This is a genomic window from Paraburkholderia sp. RL18-085-BIA-A, from assembly GCF_046027075.1.
Lineage (GTDB): Bacteria > Pseudomonadota > Gammaproteobacteria > Burkholderiales > Burkholderiaceae > Paraburkholderia.
On sequence record NZ_JARESU010000092.1, the window covers coordinates 1 to 21,841 of the forward strand.

Consider the following 21,841-nt stretch of genomic DNA (forward strand, 5'->3'; position numbering starts at 1 on the left):
ACGTCGGGCGATATCAGCCTCGAAGGTCGATCGCTTCTCGGCACACCGCCTGCAAAGCGCGGTCTCGGCATTGTGTTCCAGAGCTACGCGTTGTTTGCTCACATGACGATTGCGGAGAACGTGGAGTTCGGGCTGCAGATGAGGCGCGTCGACCGGGCAGCACGCACGCGCCGGTGCCTCGCCGCGCTCGACCTGGTTCAACTCGGCCGCCATGCCGCGAAGTACCCGCGCGAACTGTCGGGCGGGCAGCGTCAGCGAGTCGCGCTCGCACGTGCTCTCGTCATCGAGCCGCCGTTGCTGCTGCTCGACGAGCCGCTGTCCAACCTTGACGCGAAACTTCGTCACGACATGCAGGCCGAGTTACGCGCGATCCAGCAGAAGGTCGGCACCGCCACCATCATGGTCACGCATGACCAGGCCGAAGCGTTGGCAATCAGCGATCGCGTCGCGCTACTGGATCAGGGCGCAGTGGTCCGTTTCGATACCCCAACCGGCATCTATGACGATCCCCGCAGTCTCTTCGCCGCGGATTTTATCTGCCGCGCCAATGTGCTGCATGGACAGGTGACGCACGACGGCGAGGAGCGGGTGCTCAAAGTGGGGCCCGCGAGTTTGCCGCTCGCCGCGTCGCTCGCGTGCGGCCAATACGCGTTCTCGCTACGTCCCGAGCGCATCGAACTGGTCGCAAGCGGGGCAGGACACGTGGACGGGCTGGTCAAGGCGTGCGCGTTTCGCGGCAACTGCTGGTCGGTCAACGTAAGTACCGATATCGGCGAGTTGCAGGTCCAGCTTGCGAACGGTGGCGGCCACGTGGCGAAGGTTGGAGACGCGGTCGGGCTCAACTGGCCCGGTACCGCGCTGCGACCGCTCGCACCGCGTACCACGGGGGCCACGCGATGAGCGCCGCCCGCCCCATGATCCGGCCGCTGCAACCGGACGCCGCGCGCCGCAGGCGGCTGAACGGTCCGCTCCTTGTCACGCCCGTGACGCTGCTCTTCGCGTTGCTGCTCATCGTTCCGATGGCGCTCGTCGGCGTACTGAGTCTGCAAGGCTTCGACGCGGCTTCGGGCGGGGTGCTCGACGTCTACTCCTGGCATAACTACGTACAGATCGTCACCGACCCGTACTACCACGCAATATTCCTGCGCACATTCGGACTCGCGATCAGCGTGACGCTTGGAACGATCGTACTGGGCGTACCCGAGGCCTATTTCATCTTTCGCATGTCGGACCGCTGGCGCTCATTCTTTCTGATTCTCACGCTCGGGCCGCTGTTCATCTCGGCCGTCGTGCGCACGCTCGGCTGGTCGATTCTGCTGGACGGACAGGGCGTCGTCGCGCAACTGCTCGTGGGCTTGCATCTGGTCGACGCGCCGCCGCAGATGCTGTTCTCGTTTACGGCAGTGGTGGTCGTGCTGGTGCATGCGCTGGTGCCATTGATGGTGCTGTCCGTCTGGACCTCGTTGCAAGGCATCGATCCGCAGATCGCCAACGCGGCCATCTCGCTCGGCGCCGGTCCGCTCACCGTATGGCGCCGTATCGTCTTGCCGCAGACTGCGCCCGGCATTCTCTCCGGGAGCCTGATCGTCTTCGCGCTGAGTGCGAGTGCGTTCGCGACACCTGCGCTGATCGGCGGGCGGCGCCTCAAGGTGGTCGCAACGGTGGCCTATGACGAGTTCCTGCACAGCATGAACTGGCCGATGGGCGCAGCGATCGCGGTATGCCTGCTCGTGCTGAATCTCGGCACCGTCGCGCTTTACAGCCGGGTTATCGAGCGACGGCTCAAGCGTCGTCTTGGAGAGGCCACGTCATGAATCGAAACGGTCCTGTTGCGCTCGGGTTTCACGCCGCGTTCACTGTATTTCTGATCGCACCACTTGCGATCGTCTGTCTCGTTGCCTTCACGCCGGGCAATCTGCTCAGCGTGCCGACGGTTCATTTTTCGGCGCGCTGGTTCCAGGCGCTGATTGGCAACCCCGATTTCACCCAGGCGTTTTCGAACAGTCTGTGGCTCGCGACGCTCTCCGCCACACTCGCGGCGACGCTGGGCGTGCCGGCTGCGCTTGGTCTGATGCGCTACCGCTTTGCCGGTCGTCACGCGATCAACTCGTTGCTGCTTTCGCCGCTGATGATTCCGCCTGTCGTGCTGGGCGTCGCGTTGCTGCAGATGTTCACGCGTGTTGGCGTGTCCGGGTCGTTCGTCTCGCTCGTGATGGCGCACGTGATGCTGGTGTTCCCGTATTGCCTGCGGCTCATCATGGCATCGCTGGTCGCGACCACGCGCGATGCCGAGCACGCCGCCGTTTCGCTCGGGGCGAACGCATGGACCACCTTCAGGCGAATCACGTTGCCCGCGTTGGTGCCGGGTATTGCCGCCGGCTGGGTCCTGGGTTTCGCGAGCAGCTTTGACGAGTTGACCGCAACGATCCTCATCGCGGCGCCGACCACGATCACGCTGCCGGTGCGCATCTACATGAGCATGACTGAAACCGTCGATCCGATGGTCGCGGCGGTCGCAACGGTGATCATGGCGGTCACGCTCGGCCTGATGTTCGCACTCGACAGGCTCGTCGGGCTCGACAAGGTTCTGATGGGGAAGCATTAATGAAACAGGAATATGACTTTGCGGTCGTCGGCGGGGGGCTGGTCGGGATGGCGATCGCTTACGGGCTCGCCAAACGCGGCCAGAAGACGATCGTGCTCGATGGAGAGGATTCCAGCGTACGTGCTGCACGCGGAAACTTCGGCCTGATCTGGGTATCGGGTAAAGGCAAGAGGCAGGTCGATTACGGCCGTTGGTCGCTCGAATCGGCGCTGCTGTGGCCAGCATTCGCCGCGGAGCTGGAAGAAGCGTCGTCGCTCAGTCTCGGCTACTCGCGCCCGGGTGGCATCAGCATCGCGCTGACCGATGACGCGCTTGCGGGCAGTGTGGATACGCTGCGGCAGTTACACGCCCGCGATGCACGCCTCACATACGACATTCTCGACCGCCAGCAACTGACTGAACGCATCCCGCAGATCGGTCAGAACGTGGTCGGTGCGGTCTACTCGGAAAACGACGGTCACGTGAGCCCGCTCTATACGCTGCGGGCCCTCTTCCTCGCCTTCGAGCGCGCGTGCGGTGAATACGTGCCGGAGGCTCCCGTGATCTCGATTGAACGCGCGAACGGCGGCTTTCGTGTCGACACCGGCAAGCGCACGCTCGAAGCCGGGCGCGTCGTGCTGTGCGCGGGTCTCGGCAACCGGGAACTCGCGCCGATGGTCGGACTGACCGCGCCCGTCGTTCCGCTGCGCGGTCAGATCCTCGTGACGGAACGCGTGCGTCCGTTTCTCAAGTACCCGACGCTTTCCGTGAGACAGACGGCGGAGGGGTCGATATTGCTCGGTGAATCAGCGGAGGACGTAGGCATGAACGACGGCGTGACACCTGAGATCGTCGCGCACATCGCGCGCAAGGCCGTGACGCAGTTCCCGCTGCTGAAAAACGTGCGCGTGGTGCGCGCATGGGGTGCGCTACGCGTGATGACACCGGACAGCATGCCTGTCTACGAAGAATCCGCAACGCATCCCGGTGCGTTCATCGCCACCTGCCACAGCGGCGTGACGCTCGCAGCCGCGCATTGCGAGGTGCTGGTTGCCTGGTTGCTCGGCGGTCAACGTCCTTCTCTTCTGGACTACTTCTATGCAAAACGTTTCGCTGTTTAGTCAGATCGACGGGGCCTCGCCCCGCACGGTACGGATCGTCGTTGATGGTCGCCCGGTGGATGTGCCGGAATACGCCAATGTGGCGGCGGCACTCCTTTATGCCGGAGTAGGCGTTTTCCGGCGTACACCGGTGGGCGCTGCGCCGCGCGCACCGTATTGCATGATGGGCGTGTGCTTCGATTGTCTGGTCGAAATCGACGGCTTGCCGAACCAGCAGGCCTGCATGGTGCGTGTGCACGACGGGATGGAAGTGAAAGCCATGGCTGGCGCGAGGGCCCTCGTATGACGATCGAAACGGTGGACCTTGTGATCATCGGCGCGGGGCCGGCCGGCATGGCGTGCGCGCTTGATGCGTCGCGTGCCGGCCTCGACGTGGTGGTTCTCGACGAGAACCCTCTGCCGGGCGGGCAGATCTATCGCAACGCCGGATGCTCGCCACTGCCTGATGCGGCGCTACTCGGTGACGACTACACCTATGGTGCGGACCTCGTCACGCGCTTCGCTCGAGCCTCCCTGCGCTACTGGCCCGACACGCTCGTGTGGCAGATCACGCGCGCGCTGGAGATCAGCTTTACGCGTCGCAGCGGCGCCGCGGCGAGCGGACAGATTTGCGCGAAAGCCGTGGTGATCGCCAACGGCGCCTACGAACGGCCTTGCCCGGTTCCAGGCTGGACGCTGCCCGGCGTCATGGGGGTGGGCGCCGCGCAAACGCTGTTCAAGTCGTCGGCAATGCTCCCCGATGGGCCAGTCGTGCTGGCGGGGAGCGGGCCGTTAATGTATCTGTTTGCATGGCAGCTCATCCAGGCGGCCAGGGCGCCGGCGGCGATCCTCGATACGACGCCTTCGCGCAACTATTGGCGCGCTCTTGCTGAACTGCCAGGGGCATTGCGTACCCCGGCGTATCTGCTCAAGGGCAAGCGTCTGCTGAGCGCGATCCGGCGTAGCGGCATTCCACACATTCGACATGTGACACGACTCTCGGTGAAGGGCGACGGCCGCGCAGAGGCAGTGCAATACACCGGGAATGGGCGTACGTCGACGCTCGCAGCGAGCATCGTCCTGCTGCATCAAGGTGTCGTGGCGAACGTGCAACTCACTCGCTCGATCGGCTGCGAGCATCGCTGGGACGAGGCCCAACTTTGCTGGCATCCGCGCACCGACGCATGGGGTGAGACCACGGTGCCGAATCTCTTCATTGCCGGCGACGGGGGCGGTATCCATGGCGCAATCGCAGCCGAGACGGCAGGCGCGCTAATAGCGCTGGCCGTATCGAATCGGCTCGGCGCGCTGAGTCGTGATGCACGTGACGAACAGGCTGCCCCGTTGCGGCGACAGCTCGACCGGCACCGCGCCGTGCGCCCGTTTCTCGACACACTTTATCGTCCGGCGGACGCATTTCGCCGCCCCGCCGACGAAACCATCGTCTGTCGTTGCGAGGAAATCAGCGCTGGCGAGATCAGGTCAATGGCACGTCTTGGCTGCACCGGTCCTAACCAAAGCAAGTCGTTCTCCCGCTGCGGCATGGGACCGTGCCAGGGACGGCTATGTGGCCTGACCGTGGCCGAACTGCTCGCCGAGGTGCATGCGAAACCCGTGGCGGAGGTCGGTTACTACCGTATCCGCCCGCCCATCAAACCGGTAAGCCTCGGCGATCTTGCCGTGTCTCATGTCCCTGACCTCAACGCAGCACAACCGACGGAGTTTGTACCCAAATGAATGCGTCCACTATCGTAAGGACCGCTGGGAATGCACGGATGAGCAAGATGGTGCGCGCAGGCACTCTTCTCTTTCTCGCGGGACAGACGTCGTCTGGCGCGGCGCATGCGCAGACCATCGAGGAGCAGGCCGCCGAAGCGCTCGGGCGCATTGATGCTTTGCTTGAGCAAGCGGGCAGCAGCAGGCAAAACCTGGTGTCGGTAACGATCTACCTGAAGGATATGGCGCTGTTTGATCGTATGAACGCCGTCTGGCAAGACTGGGTCGATCCGGAGCACCTGCCGGCCCGCTGTACAGTGCAGGCGGCGCTTGGATTGCCGGAGTTGCTGGTGGAATTTAGTGTGACGGCCGCGGCTTGACGAATTTCCCGCGCCCCCGGCTTGCTTTCAATGGGGAGGTTGAATGCGGCCTCGCGCGTACAGTCGGAGAGCGGACTGAGCCCGTCGTTCCAAAGGAAGGCACCGCACTCTTCGACTTCATGTTGTCGGATTCCATATCTCTGACTAAAGTCAGAGATATGGAATCCGACATTCTCCAGATCCGTCGCTTTAACCGCATAGTCGCCGAAAGCATTGGCGCTATCGATGACCATTTCCTCGGACGAGGACGCCCGATGGGTGAATCACGCCTGCTATGGGAGATCGGTGTCGAAGGTGCGGATATTCGCACTCTCCGCACCCGGCTAAATCTTGATTCAGGCTATGTCAGCCGTACGTTGGCCTCTCTTGAACGGCAAAAACTTGTTGCTGTCCTCGCTCATTCGGACGACCGGCGGGTACGCCGGGTTTGCCTCACTCAGGCAGGCCTCATGGAAAGGGCCGAACTCGAACGGCTCTCTGACGAGGTCGATTTGCGCGCGCTCGAACCGCTCGGCGATGAGCAGCGTCGGAGACTGGTCACAGCCATGTCTGAGGTTGAGCGTTTGCTACAGGCATCCCTTGTGAATTTCACGCTAGAGGATCCAGATACTGATGACGCGCGATGGTGCTTCGAACAGTATTTTGGCGAGCTTGATCAGCGCTTTGAAGGAGGATTCGACCCGTCCAGCAGTCTGTCGGCGGATGCGCATGAACTGAAGGCACCGGCGGGCGCGTTGATCGTCGCGAGACTCCATGGAAACCCGATCGGCTGCGTCGCGTTGAAGTTTCATAAGAAGTCCCCGGCCGAGCTCAAAAGAATGTGGGTGAGCCCTTCCGCTCGCGGTATGGGTGTAGGCCGCCGGTTGATGGTTGAGGCGGAGAAACGCGCTCGGCAGGCCAAAGTGCGCATTATTCGCCTGGAGACAAATCGAACTCTGGGCGAGGCGATTTCGCTATACCGGCAATCTGGATACGTCGAAGTCGATGCGTTCAGCGCGGAACCGTATGCCCATCACTGGTTTGAAAAGCGTTTGGTCTGAACGGCCGCAACTCTTTGTCAGGTCAAGGACCTTGGGCAAGGCAAAAAGAATGGTCTTGAGGACCTGTCGTTTCATTATTCGATCCAAAGAAAAGCTTTGCTGCGCAAGAGGTGGCATGACGGCATGACTGAGCGCTTCCCGAGCGTGCGAGCGCGGTCATGCCGCGCTGTGGGTCAGAGAACCGTCAACGCCGGGCTCCATTGCAGCCGCGTGTGTCGCCACAGGTCGTACCCGACCGTGAAGTCGCGGATCGCAGCCAGGTCCGGGTGGCGAAAAAAAACGTCCATGTCTTCAATGAGCGTTCAAACGTCCTGATCGACGCATTGACGACCCGTACGCGCTAGAACGTATAGGCGACATTCAGGAAGACGCTAATTGGATTGAGCCGGAGCGTCGAACTGGAGACGATCTGCGTTCCGGTTGCGGTCTGTCCGTTTAACGTCAGATTGGTTTTCACCGGCATGTAGTTGACGGAGGCTCCGACGGACCAGTGTTTTGCAATCGCGTAATTTGCCCCGACCTCGAATACAGGATTCCACGATGAACTGAGCGTCGCATGTGCCGAGCCGCCTGGCCCAAAGCTATCGGTAATGAACTGGCTATTGGTTGCTTGAACCTGGGTGAACCACGTATAGTTCACGCCGAGTCCCACGAAGGGACGGAATTTCGATTCTGCCGAAAACAGGTGGTATCGAAGTTCGATGGCGGGCGGCATCGGCCTTGTCGTGCCGAGCTTGCCATACTTCTGTAGCGTCCCATCCCCAATCAGATTGACCGTGAGTGGCAGTCCCAAAAGCATGGCAACACCAATGTTGTCTGTGACATAGTACTCAGTGGTTATTCCCACTGTGTCCGTCGAGCTGGCATGTGCCCCGCTACCAGCAATCTGTTGATTCACCGCTACGCCGCCAATGCTTTCCACGGTTAGGGGCGTCGCGTCGCCGCCCTGTGGCGCAATGTGAAGCCATCCTGTCGATAGCGTTATGCTTCCTGCCGACTGCGCATTGGCATTGTCAACAAGCGCAGCCGAGCAGATGCAAGCCGCCAGAACGACAGCGTTGAACATTCGCCTGTAGTGTCTCATGTGTCTCGTCCGTCCCTTTGCCTGGAAATTTTTATGAATTAGTTGTGCTGCCGTTGAATCTGCTCAATTGATTGTTTTCCTCCTTTCGTCTAGCTACACATGCCGCATACTCCGGTCGCACTTCACCTAGTAAGCGTGCAGTGCCAGGCGTCCCGTCTCGGGCGGGAACACACACCACGTACCGTCGCGGTGCCGGAAGAAAAAGAATCCAAGCGGGCCTGTCGGTAGCAGTAGCTCGATCCGCACGCAGGGGCCCTGTTTCGAGCGCGCGCGGCCGAATCGGGTAACCCGAACCGGTGTCGAAGAAGTCGGCCCGAGCCATTTTTCAACCTGCGAACGCAAAGACCTTGTCGATGCAGTACTCATCCTGTTTCCCTTCCAAACGATTAGGTATGCTAAACCTGATACACCAACTGACACTTGAAACTCGACATCGCGGCGCGTACGCGTGATTAACCTTTAATCCGGGCGCGTGACCGAAGCCCTCCCTTTGATGACGTTGCTTGTGTCACGTAGGGCTGCCCTGCGCGTCTGTCGCTGCCGGGTCTGTCCCCGCCAGTTGCTCCGTCCGTGATGACCTCGCGGCGACCGAGATCGAGAAGGCGAACGGAAAACGCCCGAGCGCGGAAGTCGCCAGCGCTTCGAACGCGGGGTCGGCAAGTTCGACGTGGAGTGAAATTCCGCGCGAGGTGTCATCAAGGAGGCTAACCCTTGCATCCTCGACGCCTGCCTCCACGAGTGCCGACCGCAGGGCGTCTGCCGTTTCGCGCCGTTTCAGCGCCGGCTTGAAGATCTTGCCGACGCCCGTCAGCGGCATCGCATCCACGATCCGTATCCCCTTTGGGAACGCGGCACGTTCGTTGATCTCGACACGCAGGAACTCGGCCAATTCCGCTTCGGTTGCGCTTATGCCGGGCTTCAACAGTACATAGGCGACCGGCAACTCGCCCGCGTGCACATCGGGGCGCCCTACAGCTGCGGCGATCTGTACTGCGGGATGGCGATGCAGTGGTCCCTCGATTGCCGCAGGGTCGATGTTGTGTCCGCCCCGGATAATCAGCTCTTTCTTCCGGCCGGTGAGCCAGAAGTAACCGTCGGGGTCGCAGCGGCCGAGATCGCCGGTATTGAGCCAGCGGCCGCCGTCACCAGGTTCCATCCAGATGCCACTGTTCTCCTCCGGCCTGCTATAGCCAACGAACACGTTCGGGCCGGAGATAACCAGCTGGCCGACCTCATCCGCAACGCAATCCCGAACATACCGGCCTGTTTCGTCGACTACCACCGCTTTCATCGCCTGACCGGGGAGACGAAGACCAATCGAACCTACCCTACGCTCGCCAAGCGACGGGTTAACGCTGCTAACGCAGGTGCCTTCCGTGAGGCCGTAGCCTTCAAGGATTCTTATTCCCGTACGGTCCTGGAAAGTGCGAAGTAATTCCACCGGCATGGGGGCGGCGCCGCACAGGCCATACTCAAGCGAGCTGATATCGTGCTCGCCGACTGGAACGTCCAGCAGCGATCCGTAGAGTGTCGGAACACCGCTGAAGAAGTTGATGCGGTAATGCTCGACAATTTCCCAGAAACGCTTTACAACGCCCTCGCCCCGATAACCTTGCGGTGTGCCGAGCACGACGTGGGCACCACGCGAGAACGCCAGCAGACCTGTCACCATCACGGCGTTGACGTGGAAAAGCGGCAATCCGCAGAAAATGGTTTTCCCCGGACCAATGCTTTCGCCGAAGAATTGACCCGCGCTCCACGCATTGGCCACCTCGTTGCCGTGGCGGCGAATCGCAATCTTCGGTAGTCCCGTGGTACCGCCCGTACAGAAGAAGGACGATACGTGATCGATGCTTATTCGACGCGTGCTGCTGACCGCCTCCCCGGGCTCCCTTGCGATTGCGGTGCTGAAATCGTGGATGCCGACATGCGCGGGAACCGCACTGTGAACGCCGCCAGGCCCATGCAGTCTTGAACACTCGCCACGTTCAAGCATCTGGGCCGCGAGCCGCTTCTCGCCCGGCATGCGGTCGGCCAGATTCACGAGCACCAGATGCTGCAGGCAAGGGGCCTTGTGCAGCACCGCTTGCACCTTCTGCCAAAGGTCGGATCCGGGGAACGGCGCCAAAGTGACGAGCACGCTCGCGCATGAAGCGTTGAGCAGTTCGCCGATGGCTTCGCTCTCAAGCAGCGGATTGATCGCGCAGACAATCCCTGCCGCCTCCCCGCCCCAGATGACAAAGTGCGTTTCAGGGAGGTTGGGCAGGACGTATGCGACAACGGAGTCGCTCTGTACTCCCAGGCGCGCAAACATGTTCGCGGTTCGGGTGACATCACGTATGAGTTCGCTATACGTCCAGCGTTCAGCGTTCCGGTGACCGTCGGCGGTTGCAAAGAACGAAAGTGCGGGTGCCGACGGACTGATGGCGGCACCACGACAGATCATCTCGTAGGTGCTCGACGGGAGATCCGCTGGCGGCCCCTGCACTTCGATGGCAAGGACATCGTGTATGTTTGCGACGCCTGTCATGCCGCCTCTTGCACGACGACGTTACGTTGCATGCCGAGATTGATGGAGCGGTCGTAGCTGACGATATGCGACTCCACGACGTCCCCCGCCCGCAGGTACTGCGGCCTTTCCTCCTGCATCTTCAGGAACAGACGCCATTTTTCCGCTTCAGGCAACTGCGCCGCAGCGCGCTGCTTTTCGGGCGACGGAATGCTCAGTGCACAACCGGCGGGCGTGCCCGTCGCGAGCAGGTCCCCCGCGCGCAGGTCGTGTATGCCGGAAAGCTCTGTCAAGGTCTCTGCCGGGCCGTAGACGAGGCCCGCAGTGGAGTCATTCTGGCGGACGGTTCCATTTACCATCAGCGTCAGCACGAGCTCCTTTAACTTCGGAATATCGTGCTTCTCAAGGAGGCAAAGATAAGGGCCGACTGGGCCAAACGTGCGATAGCTCTTGCCCTTGTAGAACTGCATCTGCGGAATCTGGATGTCGCGCGCGGAGTAGTCGTTGACGATCACCGCGCCGGCGATGTAGTCATGCAGGTTCTCGTCGGTGACATTTTGGCGGGACGTGACGGCGCGTTTGAGCACAAGACCGAGTTCGATCTCGTAGTCGAGGAACTGCACCTCCTGAGGCTTCACCAGGGACGAGTCGGCCGGAACGATGCAGCTCGTCGCCTTCGTGAAGATCATGTTGAATTTCTTCACGTCCGGGTCCATGCCGGACTCGATCATATGCTGGCGATAATTCGCGCCCTGGCAGATGAACTGCTGATTGGCGGTTACGGGCGACAAGCATTGCACTTCCGATTCGGGAATCGTCGGGCCGCTCAGCAGGAACAGCCGCTCGACCGGGTTAGCCTCGATAAACTCGGCGGTCGACTTGAACTCGCCCGGAATCGGCGTGATAGCGCCATTAGCGACCACGCCCCACTGGGCGCGGTCTTGATGCAAATAATGCAGAACATGAAGTGCCATTTATAGATCTCCGGATTCGATGAAAGAAGGTTGGTTCAGGCAAAAATCTTTGCCAACGTCCGCAGCTTGCTCAGCGTCAGGTCGGGGCTGCGGCGCAGGTTCCTGAAGAGCGCCACGATGCTCGCGGGCGTGAATTTGGGCTTCGTGAAGCTGCGTGGCATCGTCGGTCCCCACTGCGCCATCGCTTCGCGGCTCACCGCGTGCACACCCGCCGGCGCGTCGGCCGTAAAGAGATCGCCGTCGCAATAGTGCTCGTGCTTGTCGCCCCACGGGTCCTGCCAGTAGTCGAAGATCTGGCTGCCCAGGATATGGCGGCCGATCCCCCAGGCGTGCGTCCAGCCCTTCTCGCGCAGGACGCGCTGGCCCATGCCGACCGCGTCGGCATCAACGACTTCGTAGGCGCTATGGCTGTAGGTGGGCAGGAAGCCTTGTGCAAGCGCGAGGGTATGGTGATCGGCCGGCTTCTCACCAAGATCGAGCCGCATGAACGCGACCACGGGTGAGCCTTCGGGAAGCACCTGCACATCGCTCGGGATGAAGCCGAAATGCTGCGTATACCATGCGCAGGTCTTCTGATAGTCAGCGAGTTCGAGCACGACATGCCCGAGCCGGATCACTTCGGGCGAGCATTCAGGCGGTCTCTGCGTTCCGTTAATCCGGACGGCCGCATCCACAGAGTTGAACGGCAATGGCGGCCGGTGGGATAGCGTCGAAGCTGGCGCCTGGCCCCATATAGCATCCACGCGAAAGCCGGAAGGGTCGGTCAACCGTGCGACATAGCCGCCTCCGGGCAAGGACGAGCGTTCGGGCTCAGAGGCTCCTGGCAGCTTTGCAAGTGCATCAAGATCGGCCCTGTTATCGACCTGTAGCCCGAAACCAACGAACCGGGATTTCGGCGCCTTTCGGACGACATAGCAGAAAGGCGAAGCACCCGTTCCCCGCAGCAGCAGGAGCGCTTCCCCCCGCAATACAGTTCGCAGCCCGAAGTCATTGAGAAACTGCTCGGCTTTCTCGAGGTCTGGCCGATCGAATATCAGATAGGCCAATGCCGACGCTTTCGTCGTGGGATTGGGATGACGGGCCGGCTGTGCAGTGGTGAGTTTCATAACAGATAGGAAATCAGGCGTTTCGAATCGCGGTTTCGGCGTCCAGCGTTGGCGCGCTGACGGGATCACCCAGCAAGGCAAGACTCTCGCGCACGAGATGGTTTGCATCGGTGGCCGGTCCGTCGTGGACAATCGTCTTGTCGGGCCGGACTACGGCTGCCCACCCGAGGGGCACCAGCCCGGGAAGAAATGCGCCTTCGAGGTCTTCCCAGCTGTCGCGCCGGGCAAGATGCAGCCGTTGCCCCCGATGGGCAATCTGGACAATGTGCCCTCCGGCACGCGCAAACGCTGCGGCCGTCGCGTGATCGAGCGCAGCCGCCGCATCCACGCCAAATCCGATCAGCGTGAGGCCCTGCCCGAACACGTCGTCGCTCAGACGCGTGGTGCCATCCGAACCTCTCACCCAGCCTTGCGCGATGACAGCGCCACGAACAAGCTTCGTCGAGGAGCGGCCCTTGACGAACAGCCCCCGGCGGAACGCATTCTTCGGCTTGATCTGCAGCTCCTCGAATTGCGCGCGTAGGCGCGGCACCAGTCTCGACAGACGCATCAACCCGTGAGTCAACAAGGCGACAACAACACTTCGGGGCATGACGAGCTTGCCCATGAACTTCGCGAGGTTGATCATCGCCTTCGCGTGGGGGCGCCGCTCCTCGTCATAGGTATCGAGAATCCCTGGATCGGCACGTCCTTTCAGCACCCATGCGAGCTTCCAGGAAAGGTTGGCGGCGTCCCGAAGACCTGCGACCAACCCCTGCCCGACGAATGGGGGCGTGATGTGGGCCGCGTCGCCCGCCAGGAACACCCGGCCCTTGCTGAATGCAGCGACAGCGCGCGCATGGAAGCGATACACGGCCTTACGCTCGATGACCATGTCTTCCAGATTGCCCCAGGGGGAAAGCAGATCCCGGATGCGCGTCTCGGATTCCATGTCCTCGCGGCGCTCGCCAGGCCGGAGCATGAATTCCCAGCGTTCACGGCCGCCAGGCGCGACCATATGCGGGATCGGTCGACGGTGATCGCAGATGAACTCGATGTGATCGATCGGTCGCGGTACGTGGCGGGCATCGACGATCAGCCAGTCCTCGGCGAACGTCTTGCCCTTGAATTCCTGCCCGATGAGCTGGCGTACCAATGAACTCGCCCCGTCCGCGCCGATCAGATAGCGGGCCCGGACCACATGAGTGCGCCCCTGGCCAAGATCCAGAGATGCGAGCACATGATCCCGTTCTTCTGTGAAGCTCTTGAGCTCAACCCCCAACGCGACATGCGCACAGTCGTATGTCTCGAGCCGGGCGCGCAGGCACCGCTCCAGGTCTGGCTGGTAGAAGGTGACGAGCTTCGGATGGCCATCCAGGCTGCCCAGCGAATTCACCCTGCCGAACAGGCCCAGCATGGGCGACCGCATACGGACGTACGGGATGGCAATCGTCTCGAAATCGCTCTCCGCAACGCCGGCAAGCTGAAGGATGCGCAGCGCTTCGTTATCGAGCGCGATCGCACGGGGCGCCATGAATACCTCAGTCGACCTGTCGACAACCATCACGTTCACGCCGTGTCGTGCCAACAGATTCGCAATCGTGGCACCCACCGGTCCGCAGCCCACCAATAAAACATCTACGGCCGACGGAAATGCCCCGATCGGCGCGCCACCCTCGCCATCCCGGCTGCACGGCGCGGAACCATCTTTTGCTGCTGTCTCCACAGTCACTCCGTCTGTTGTTTGGTAGACCGGCGCCAGGTGCGCCGTTAATGACATTAAAGTCATAGTTGAGTGTTTTGTCAATATAGACAATAGCATCTATACTTCGGTATGGCCAAAACTGGACCGATCATGCCGAACACTTCAAATCGCCCGACAGCAAAACGTGCTACCCGTGCGGCGCCAGTCTCCCCGGTTGCCGTTCCCGAAGAACGCGAGCCGCGTGGCGCGCGTCGCAAGCGCGAAACGCGCACCCGCCTGCTCGATGCTGCCCTCAGGCTGATGGCCGAAAAGGGCATGGAAGGCGTAGCCATCAACGAAATTACCGAGGCCGCCGACGTCGGCTTCGGCTCGTTCTACAACCACTTCGAGTCGAAGGAAGCCATCTACGCGACGCTTGTGGACAACGTGTTCGAGGAGTTCGCCGACATGCTCGATCGCCTCGCGGGGGGCCTGTCCGACCCCGCAGAAGTGATCGCCGTCTCGGTGCGTCATACCCTGATGCGTGCGCGGCGCGATCCCGTATGGGGACGCTTCCTGATACGCGAAGGGTTTTCGGCGGGCATGCTGAGCCGCGGGCTGGGTCAGCGGCTGCTGCGGGATATCGGAAATGGCATCGCCGCCAAGCGCTTTACGGTTGCCGACCCCTTCATCGGCTTTCTTTCGGTGGGCGGCACCGTGCTCGCGGCAACCGCGGCCGAGCTGAATTTCGTCGCGCCGGGCGCGCCGGCGGCGCAGTTGCTCGACGAACTTGGCTTCAGCGGAGAGCACTTCGCCGAGCGTACGGCAGCAACGCTTCTGCAAACACTCGGACTCAAGCGCGCGGAGGCGGAGAAGATTGCAATGCGAGCGTTGCCACTCGTCGAGGCGCAAGTCGATGGGGAATGAGGCGGGCGACGATAAGGTACGTGGCGGGGTTGGGGTCATCGACCCGGCACGATGGGCAAAAATGCTTTCCGGTTGGCCTTGTCCATCAATCTGTTTCCAGGTCTGGGCGCCCTGCTCAACCGCGTAAATTCGCGTGTATCCAGACAACCGTAGTTAGCCTGGCTTGACTGGCGCGCACCGTTCGAGCGGCGCCCAATCGGCTGTCGCGATCATCTGTCATAGCCCGTTATGGCCTGGACTTTATCGATCAATTCGCGATCCTTATCGTCAAGCGTTTCCGCATGGAACCTTGTGAGATCGTTGAGCGCCGCCGACAGCCTCTTGACTGGATGCGATTTCGAAGGGAAAAAGGGCCACGCGTGCAGCAGATAGATGAGAGGCGTAATCTCGCGGCGCTCGCACCAGCGATCGAAAAGCGCGATACATAGGTCATCGACCGGTTTTCGCAAGCGATAATCGTCATCCATACTGCTGTTGCGGTTTTCTTCACGAACACACGCGAACGTGGTCGAATATTTGCGGTTACAGGTTCGTTCCATTCTTTTAAAACCGATCATGGCCTGGATAAGCGTCCGCTTCTTTTGAACCGTCCGCCTCTACCTATAAAAGCGCTCCCGAAACGCGACCGGACGAACCGCTCATTGCGCCGCGTCAGAAACTGGCGCATCAATCCTCGTTTCAGCTTCGATCATGGACGGACAAGACATCGAACGTGTCGCTGCCTGGCGGCCCAGGCGTACTGTCGGCGTCTTTGCCGGCTCCAGATGCCCTGCGCAGGCGATAGCGCCGGCTCAATTGATTTGTCCGACGGCGTACCCTCTTTTTCTTGCATAACGAACCGGTCCGGGCCTGGCATCGGCCGTCTCGCCCGATGGAGAGCGGCCCGGTTCATCGGGTCGCTCTCCCCGACCTTTCGAAAAGAAGGTCATTCTCTTGACGTCACGTGCGACTGACCGGGCGGCAGTTCGCCCATCGCCTGGAACAGCGCGGCGGTATCGCTCATGCGCTGGCTTCCGGCGCGGACGGCGCCGAGCTGTGCATTGAGAAACCGCTGCTCGCTCGCATGCTGGGCCGTTGAAGGCAGCGAGCCCATGCGTCGGCGCGACGCGGTATCGTCGAATGCCGCATGCGCTGCCTTTGCCGCTGCTTCCGTTGACACGAGTGTCTGTGCGTCGTTATCCAGTGCGGCCAGCGAATTAGCGACATCCTGGAATGCTGACAGAACCGCCGATTTATATTGCAGAACCGCCGCATCGTAGGTATCGATCGAGGCTCTGCGTTGCGCGAACAACGCCCCGCCGTGGAAGAGCGGCTGGGACAGGCTCGCACCGATCGCCCAGAGGCCGCCCGCGCCTGAGAGCACGGCAGGCCAGCTAAAGCCGCCACGGCCCATCGAGCCCGTCAGTGACAGGCTCGGAAAGAGTTGCGCGGTTGCAGCCCCAACGTCGGCCGCGGCGGCCTTCACGGTCGCGTCGGCTGCCTGAATGTCAGGACGCGAACGCAGCAGATCCGAAGGCACAACGACGGGCACATGTTCGGGCAACGCGAGGTTGTCGAGGTCGGGAACGGTCGGTGCGTTATCGGGCGTCCGGCCGATCAGTACCGCCAGCGCGTGGATGGCGCAGGCGCGCTGCTGACGCAAAGCCGGCAGCGTCGCCGCCACGGAAGCAGCATCCTGCGTCGACTCGAACGCCTGCGCGCGCGAGACTGATCCAAGCGCGTAGCGCTGCTGGTCCTCCTCAGCAGCCTCATTGGCCACGGCAACGAGCCTTTCGGTGAGCGCGATCTGGCGATCGAGCGCCGCCACATTGATCGCCGTGCCGACGATGTTTGCCGCGAGCGCGCGCCGGGCCGCTTCCAGTTCGTACGCCTGCACGTTTACGCGCGCGGCGCTCGCCGAGTTTGCGTAACGCGTCTGACCGAAGAAGTCGAATGTATAGTGCGCCTGAATCTGCCCGGCGAAGAAGTTGTACTGCACCTCCTGAGGGCCGAGCCCCGGCACGACGGGTGAACGCGCGCGTTCGACCTGGGCGACACCGTCGACTGACGGCAGCGTGGATGAGCCGACCTGCGCGCGCAGTTCCTCTTGCGCGGCCGCAAGCGTTCGCTGCGCACCTGCCAGCGTCGGGCTGTTGCGCAGGCCTTCGTCGACGAGTGCATCGAGCGCGTCGGACCGGTAAAGCCGCCACCATTGCGGCACCGATGTCGCGCCGATATCGAACTCCTGCGCAACACCGCCTGCGGCAACAGTCTTCGAGGGCTGCGCCTGCGCCCCGTAGTGCTCGGGCGAAGGCATCGCCGGCGGTTCGCCGCTGGGGCCGAACGAGCAGGCCGTCAGCGCGAGCGCCGTAGCCACGGCGAGAACGGATGTCTTATAGGCAAGCTTCATGGTCAGATCTCCGTATGCTCGACGACAACCGGTTGCATCTCGCGCTCATCGCGCCGGATCCTGAAGCACGTCGCATAGAGCGCCGGCAGGAAGAAAATGGTCAGTACCGTGGCGATCGTGATACCACCCATCAGCGCGGTCGCCATGGGCCCGAAGAACGCTGAGCGCAGGAGCGGAATCAAGGCGAGCACGGCGGCGGCGGCCGTCAGCATGATCGGCCTGAAGCGCCTTACAGTTGCGCCGATGATCGCCTCGAAGCGCCCGTGCCCCGCCGCGATGTCCTGGTCGATCTGGTCGACCAGAATCACGGAGTTGCGCATGATGATGCCGAACATGGCAATCACGCCGAGCAACGCGACGAAGCCAAAGGGCTTGCCGAACAGGAGCAGCGCGGCCACGACGCCGATCAGCCCGAGCGGTGCTGTCAGCACGACGATAAACGTCCACAGGAAGCTCTTCAGCTGGATCATGAGCAGCGTCAGTACGGCGATGATCATGAGCGGCATCTCGGCGTTGATCGAGGTCTGGCCTTTCGCGCTTTCTTCGACCGAGCCGCCGACCTCGATCCGATAGCCGACCGGCAGCGTGGCTTTCTGCTCAGCGAGCGCGTGCTCGATATCGCGGGTCACGTCGATGCCCTGCGCGTTGCCCCGAATGTCGGCCTGGACGGTGATCGTCGGCTGCCGGTCGCGCTGCCAGATGACCCCATACTCGAGCGCGTCGCGAACCTGTCCGAGGGAACCGAGCGGAACCGGGCCGTTCGGCGTCGGAATCGCGAGGCTCGTGAGCTGGGCAGGATCGACACGCTCGCTCTTCGGCGCACGCAGATCGACGTTGATCAGCTTGTCGCGCTCACGGAACTGCGTGACCGTGTAGCCAGAAAGCGTCATGGCCAGGAAGTTCGATACGTCCTCCGACGACACGCCGAGCTGGCGCGCCCTGTTCTGATCGATCTCGAACGAGATCGACCGTTCCGCCGGCTCGTCCCAGTCGAACTGGACATCGCGCGTGCGGGAATCGGCGCGGACCTTCCCGGCGACCTTTTCTGCAATCGAGCGCACGGTCGCGATATCGCTGCCGCTCACCCGGAACTTGATCGGGAATCCCACGGGGGGACCATTCTCGAGCCGCGCCACACGCGTGCGCACGCCGGAGAACTCTCTGCCGAGTTTGGCGTCGAGCCAGCGCATCAACTCATCGCGGTTTTCGACGCTTTTGGCCGTGATCACGAACTGCGCGAAGTTTGGCTGCTGAAGCTGCTGGTCGAGCGGCAGGTAAAAGCGCGGTGCGCCGGTGCCCACAAAGTCCACGAAGTGCTCGATCCCGGGCTGGCCGTCGAGCGCCTTTTCCAGGCGCTTCGCTTCACGCAGGGTCGCCTCGAACGAAGCGCCTTCCGGCAGCCGCAGGTCCACGAGCAGCTCTGGCCGTTCAGAGTTGGGGAAGAACTGCTGCGGCACGCGCGTGAAAGCAACCATCGCGATGGCGAAGACCACAGCGGTGACACCAAGCACGGCCCAGCGACGTTCGATACACCACGTGACCCAATCCGCAAGGCGCCGGTAGAAGCCGGTGTTGTAAACATCGTGCTCGTGATGGTGCCCGCCCCTCTCGTGGCTCTTGCGCTCGGGCAGCATGTGGAAGCCTAGCAACGGGACCAGCACGACGGCCGCGAACCACGATACGATCAGCGCAATGGCCGACACTTCGAAGATCGAGCGCGTGTATTCGCCCGTGCTCGATTTCGCGAGTGCGATCGGCAGGAAGCCCGATACCGTCACGAGCGTGCCGGTCAGCATCGGGAATGCCGTGCTCGAGTAGGCAAAGGCCGCCGCGCGCATGCGACTCCACCCCTGCTCGAGCTTCACGGCCATCGTTTCGACGGCGATGATCGCGTCGTCGACGAGCAGCCCCAGCGCGAGCACGAGCGTGCCAAGGGAGACCTGGTCCAGCCCGATATTGAACACATGCATGCACAGCGCCGTCACGGCGAGCACGATCGGAATCGAGATCACGACGACCATGCCGGTGCGCAGGCCGAGCGAAACGAGGCTCACGACCAGTACGATCGCTACCGCTTCGCCGACCGATCTGACGAACTCGTCCACCGAATGCTTGACGGCGTGAGGCATGCTCGAAACGGGAGCCAGCTTGAGGCCCGCCGGCAGGGCCGCCTGCAGTTCGGCGGCTTTCGCGTCGAGCGCCTTGCCGAGGTTGATCACGTCGCCGCCTTTTTGCATCGTCACGCCGATGCCCAGCACCGCCTGCCCCCCGACGCGCATCTGGGTGACGGGCGGATCGTCGTAGCCGCGCGTGATCTTCGCGATGTCACCGAGCTGGAACGTGCGTCTGTTCACGGTGATGAGCGTGTCGGCCAACGCCTGCACGTCCTTGAACGCGCCGCTCGGTCGCACGAACACCCGATCGTCCGCCGTCGTTATGGTGCCGACGGGCGCAACGGTATTTTGTGCGTCGATGGCCTGGGCGAGCTGCTGTGGTGTGATAGAGAGCCGCGTCAGCTCCGCATTCGAAATCTCGACGAAGATGTGCTGGTCCGGGTCGCCCAGGTAGTCGACCTTGGCGACGCCGGGCACGCGCAGCAGGACCGTGCGCAACTGGTCCGCGTAGTCGTGCAGTTGCGCCGGCGTAAAGCCGTCGCCTTCGAGCGCATAGATGTTCGTGTAGACATCACCGAACTCGTCGTTGAAAAACGGTCCAACCGTCCCCTTGGGCAGCGTCGCGGCAATGTCGCCCACTTTCTTGCGTACCTGGTACCAGGTCTCGGGGACCTCCTTGACCGGGGCCGAGTCCTTCATGGCGAAGAAGATCATCGACTCGCCGGGCCGCGAGTAGCTCTTGATGTTGTCGACGTACGGCGCCGCCTGCAACTGACGGCCGATCCGGTCCGTGATCTGTTCCTGCACCTCGCGGGCGGTCGCGCCCGGCCAGTAAGTTTTGACCACCATGGTCCGGAACGTGAACGGCGGGTCTTCCGACTGGGCAAGCTGCGTATAGCCGATCACGCCGAACAGGGTTGCAAGCCCGATCAGAAAGATCACGAGCTGCTGATGGCGCAACGCCCACGCGGAGAGATTGAAGCCGCCGTCGCCATGTGCCTCGGCGTCGGACGGGGTGACGGGCGCGCTGTCGAGCGCGGTTTCACGGTCGCGAGCGTTCATGACGAAAAATCCTCGGGATGCAACGGGGCCACCACCTGCACGTGCTGGTCTGCGCTTACTGCGTGAACGCCCTGCATCACGACGCGGTCGCCGTCGCGCAGTCCGCCGGTGACGGAGACCGTGCGCTCGTCGTAGCGCGCGATGCTGACAGGGCGCAGCTCAAGGGTGTCGCTGCCCGCGCGCACCACCCACACAGCGGGGTCCTCGCCCTTGTGAAAGAGCGCCGTGACAGGCAGCGCGAACGGACGCGCCGTTGGCGCGTCGCCCGCGGCATCGAATGTGACATTGGCCGTCATGCCGAGGCGAACTTCGGGGCTCGGCGCGGCCAGCGTGAGCTTCACGCGCCACGTGCGGCTTTGCGGGTCGGCGGCGGGCGACACCTCGCGCACGCGCGCCTCGAAGGTCTTACCGGGCAGCGCAGACAGGCTCACGCGTGCCTTGCTGCCGACGGTCAATGCGCCAAGCGTCCGCTCGGGCGCGTCGCAGACAACATCCACGTCTCCCGTCCAGTCGAGGTGATACACGGCTTGATCTGCCTGAACGTTCTGGCCGGTGTCGGCGTCCTCCGACGTGATGACTCCGTCGTGGTCTGCCGTGAGCGTGGCGTAGCGCAGGTGATCCGTGGCGAGCGCCATTTGGGCGAGCGCCGAATCGCGCTGCGCGAGGGCGGAAGCGTAGGCGTCCTGGGTCTGCTCCATCTGCGCCGTTGCGATCAGGTTTGCCTGCGCCTGGGCGCGGTCGCGATCGAGCTGCTGTTTGGCGTACAGGAGACGATGTTCGGCGGCGTCGAGCTGCGCTCGCGCGTTGACCAGGTTATTGCGCAGATCGGTAGGGTCAAGCAGCGCAACGGTCTGTCCCGCCCTGACGGTATCGCCGATGCGCACCCGCCGTTCGGTGACCTTGCCACCAACCCTGAAAGAAAGAGGCGTCGAATACCGCGCCTGTATCTGAGCCGGCAACGAGGCGCTCGCCGTGCGCCCGTCGGGATGAACCGTGACTGCGACGATGGGCCTAGGCTCGGGAGCGACGGTTTCGCGCTGGTGGCAGGCCGCTAGCAGCATTGCGCCGCAAGCCGCAATCAGAAGACGTCCTCGGAGGGATGGCCGGGCGACAGACGACAGGAAGGGGCGCGCAAGCGTCTGCGCGTTAAGACCGGAAAGGTACACGATGTTCACTAGGCAGGTGATGGTCCA

At 62.5% G+C, this 21,841-nt stretch carries 18 protein-coding genes; 9 read left to right on the top strand and 9 right to left on the bottom strand.

Translation table 11 applies throughout. The features are described 5' to 3' along the window. From P0D89_RS37065 to P0D89_RS37100, 8 genes are all read left to right on the top strand, one after another. Positions 1 to 900 (top strand): ABC transporter ATP-binding protein (locus P0D89_RS37065; RefSeq protein ID WP_408378006.1); only part of this gene is annotated, 900 nt, incomplete at its 5' end. Then, a complete protein-coding gene (locus P0D89_RS37070; RefSeq protein WP_408358326.1) occupies positions 897 to 1,814 on the top strand; it encodes an ABC transporter permease in 918 nt (305 codons plus the stop codon). The genes P0D89_RS37065 and P0D89_RS37070, both read left to right, overlap by 4 nt. Next, complete coding sequence (locus P0D89_RS37075) at positions 1,811 to 2,605, top strand: ABC transporter permease (protein WP_408358325.1); 795 nt, start codon at positions 1,811 to 1,813, stop codon at positions 2,603 to 2,605. The genes P0D89_RS37070 and P0D89_RS37075 overlap by 4 nt, the downstream gene beginning before the upstream one ends. Further along, positions 2,605 to 3,705 (top strand): NAD(P)/FAD-dependent oxidoreductase, encoded by a 1,101-nt coding sequence (locus P0D89_RS37080; RefSeq protein WP_408358324.1) that lies wholly within the window; start codon positions 2,605 to 2,607, stop codon positions 3,703 to 3,705. The genes P0D89_RS37075 and P0D89_RS37080 overlap by 1 nt, the downstream gene beginning before the upstream one ends. Further along, positions 3,683 to 3,991, top strand: coding sequence for a (2Fe-2S)-binding protein (locus P0D89_RS37085; protein ID WP_408358323.1), 309 nt, complete (start codon positions 3,683 to 3,685; stop codon positions 3,989 to 3,991). The genes P0D89_RS37080 and P0D89_RS37085 overlap by 23 nt, the downstream gene beginning before the upstream one ends. Next, positions 3,988 to 5,421, top strand: coding sequence for an FAD-dependent oxidoreductase (locus P0D89_RS37090; protein WP_408358322.1), 1,434 nt, complete (start codon positions 3,988 to 3,990; stop codon positions 5,419 to 5,421). The genes P0D89_RS37085 and P0D89_RS37090 overlap by 4 nt, the downstream gene beginning before the upstream one ends. A gap of 38 nt (positions 5,422 to 5,459) precedes the next feature. Further along, positions 5,460 to 5,780, top strand: a complete 321-nt coding sequence (locus P0D89_RS37095) for a RidA family protein (protein ID WP_408358321.1) — start codon at positions 5,460 to 5,462, stop codon at positions 5,778 to 5,780. 158 nt (positions 5,781 to 5,938) lie between these two features. Continuing rightward, positions 5,939 to 6,820, top strand: a complete 882-nt coding sequence (locus P0D89_RS37100; RefSeq protein WP_408378009.1) for a bifunctional helix-turn-helix transcriptional regulator/GNAT family N-acetyltransferase — start codon at positions 5,939 to 5,941, stop codon at positions 6,818 to 6,820. A gap of 340 nt (positions 6,821 to 7,160) precedes the next feature. Here P0D89_RS37100 and P0D89_RS37105 read toward each other — a convergent pair whose 3' ends face one another. The 5 genes from P0D89_RS37105 to P0D89_RS37125 form a co-directional block, all read right to left on the bottom strand. Further along, on the bottom strand, positions 7,161 to 7,904 hold the full coding sequence (locus P0D89_RS37105) for an OmpW/AlkL family protein (RefSeq protein WP_408378012.1): 744 nt from the start codon (positions 7,902 to 7,904) through the stop codon (positions 7,161 to 7,163). A 508-nt stretch (positions 7,905 to 8,412) separates the two neighbouring features. Further along, positions 8,413 to 10,434 (bottom strand): acyl-CoA synthetase, encoded by a 2,022-nt coding sequence (locus tag P0D89_RS37110; RefSeq protein WP_408367255.1) that lies wholly within the window; start codon positions 10,432 to 10,434, stop codon positions 8,413 to 8,415. Next, positions 10,431 to 11,387, bottom strand: a complete 957-nt coding sequence (locus P0D89_RS37115; RefSeq protein WP_408367253.1) for a fumarylacetoacetate hydrolase family protein — start codon at positions 11,385 to 11,387, stop codon at positions 10,431 to 10,433. Before P0D89_RS37115 ends, P0D89_RS37110 begins: the two co-directional genes overlap by 4 nt. Before the next feature lie 35 nt (positions 11,388 to 11,422). After that, positions 11,423 to 12,493: a VOC family protein gene (locus tag P0D89_RS37120; RefSeq protein ID WP_408367251.1), complete on the bottom strand. Its 1,071-nt coding sequence runs from the start codon at positions 12,491 to 12,493 to the stop codon at positions 11,423 to 11,425. A 13-nt stretch (positions 12,494 to 12,506) separates the two neighbouring features. After that, on the bottom strand, positions 12,507 to 14,135 hold the full coding sequence (locus tag P0D89_RS37125; protein WP_408378018.1) for a bifunctional 3-(3-hydroxy-phenyl)propionate/3-hydroxycinnamic acid hydroxylase: 1,629 nt from the start codon (positions 14,133 to 14,135) through the stop codon (positions 12,507 to 12,509). Between the two features lie 192 nt (positions 14,136 to 14,327). On the opposite strand from P0D89_RS37125, the gene P0D89_RS37130 reads away from it, so the two are divergent. Continuing rightward, complete coding sequence (locus tag P0D89_RS37130; protein ID WP_408367247.1) at positions 14,328 to 15,083, top strand: TetR/AcrR family transcriptional regulator; 756 nt, start codon at positions 14,328 to 14,330, stop codon at positions 15,081 to 15,083. 209 nt (positions 15,084 to 15,292) lie between these two features. On the opposite strand, the gene P0D89_RS37135 is transcribed toward P0D89_RS37130, so the two are convergent. The 4 genes from P0D89_RS37135 to P0D89_RS37150 form a co-directional block, all read right to left on the bottom strand. Continuing rightward, complete coding sequence (locus P0D89_RS37135) at positions 15,293 to 15,640, bottom strand: hypothetical protein (protein WP_408367245.1); 348 nt, start codon at positions 15,638 to 15,640, stop codon at positions 15,293 to 15,295. Positions 15,641 to 16,008: 368 nt separating this feature from the next. Next, the gene (locus P0D89_RS37140; protein WP_408367243.1) at positions 16,009 to 17,472 is read right to left on the bottom strand and encodes an efflux transporter outer membrane subunit; all 1,464 of its coding nucleotides are present in this window, start codon (positions 17,470 to 17,472) and stop codon (positions 16,009 to 16,011) included. 2 nt (positions 17,473 to 17,474) lie between these two features. Beyond that, a complete protein-coding gene (locus P0D89_RS37145) occupies positions 17,475 to 20,648 on the bottom strand; it encodes an efflux RND transporter permease subunit (RefSeq protein ID WP_408367241.1) in 3,174 nt (1,057 codons plus the stop codon). Continuing rightward, entirely contained in the window at positions 20,645 to 21,709 is a 1,065-nt protein-coding gene (locus P0D89_RS37150) for an efflux RND transporter periplasmic adaptor subunit (RefSeq protein WP_408367239.1), read from the bottom strand. The genes P0D89_RS37145 and P0D89_RS37150 overlap by 4 nt, the downstream gene beginning before the upstream one ends. Between the last annotated feature and the right edge of the window lie 132 nt (positions 21,710 to 21,841).